Origin of the sequence: Kineococcus indalonis, assembly GCF_009906395.1 — a bacterium.
Taxonomy (GTDB): Bacteria; Actinomycetota; Actinomycetes; order Actinomycetales; family Kineococcaceae; genus Kineococcus; species Kineococcus indalonis.
The window spans coordinates 1-1,048 of the sequence record NZ_JAAALM010000851.1; the positions used below are offsets into that span (position 1 = coordinate 1).

A 1,048-nucleotide genomic window follows, 5' to 3' on the forward strand; every position below is an offset into this window, starting at 1 on the left:
CCCCCTGCGCCGCGGGCCTTCCGCGCCCGCCCGCCCCGGTATCCTCGCGCGGTGATCACCCTGGCCGTCTGCAGCGCGAAGGGCGGAGTGGGCAAGACCTCGGTGGTCCTGGGCCTGGCCTCCGCCGCCCTGCACCGCTCCCTCAGCACCCTCGTGGTGGACCTCGACCCCCAGGCCGACGCCACCTCCGGCCTCGACGTGACGGCCCAGCGCCCGCACGACGTGGCCGCCGTGCTGCGCGCGCCCAAGCGGCGGGTGGCCGAGTCGGCGGTGGCGCCCAGCGGCTGGGTGCAGGACCAGCCCGGCATGCTCGACGTGGTGACCGGCTCGGCGGCCTCCGCGCACCTGGACGCCCCCGACCCCGCCGTCGTGGACCTGGACTCGCTGCGGCGCGCGCTGCGCAAGCTCGACGACCACCAGCTGGCCCTGCTGGACTGCCCGCCCTCGCTGGGCGGGCTGACCCGCTCGGCGTGGCGCGCCAGCGACGCCGTCCTCGTCGTCTCCGACGCCAGCCGGTTCTCGGTGGCCGCCGTGGCCCGCACCCTCGACGAGGTCGACGCGCTGCGCGGGGGCCCGCGGGTGGCGGGCGTGCTCGTCAACCGCTTCTCCCCGCGCTCGGGCGAGCAGCGCTTCCGCCTGGAGGAGCTGCGCGCGCTGTTCGGCGCGCTGGTGCTCGAGCCCCTGCCGGACCGCGTGGCCGTGCCGCAGTCGCAGGGCGCGGGCAAGCCGCTGCACGCGCTGCGCGCCGTGGCCGCGCGCCGGGTGGCCGAGCAGTTCGACCGGGTGCTGGACCTCGTCCTGGCCTGAGCCCGGGGCACCCGCCGCCCCGCGACCACTGGTCACGGGGCGTGACCTGAGCGAAACTGAGGGGAACCTGACGGCGCGCCCGGACGTCGAAGTGCGCACGGGGCCGGCACGACCTACCTTTCGCACACGCCGCCTCCGGCCCCACCGGTCGCGCCGTCCAGCACCACCCCGCCCCGCCGCGGGTCCTAGGAGGTTCCGTGACGCCGAACGCCCCCGCCAACCGCCCGCGGCGGGGCGGGGT

General features: G+C 77.9%; 1 protein-coding gene. It reads left to right on the forward strand.

From position 1 onward, the window contains the following. Nucleotides 1-51 precede the first annotated feature (51 nt). Nucleotides 52-807 carry a ParA family protein gene (locus GTR00_RS21540; RefSeq protein WP_166613537.1) on the forward strand — a complete coding sequence of 252 codons (756 nt, stop codon included), beginning with the start codon at nt 52-54 and terminating at the stop codon, nt 805-807. The last annotated feature ends 241 nt before the right edge of the window (nt 808-1,048 follow it).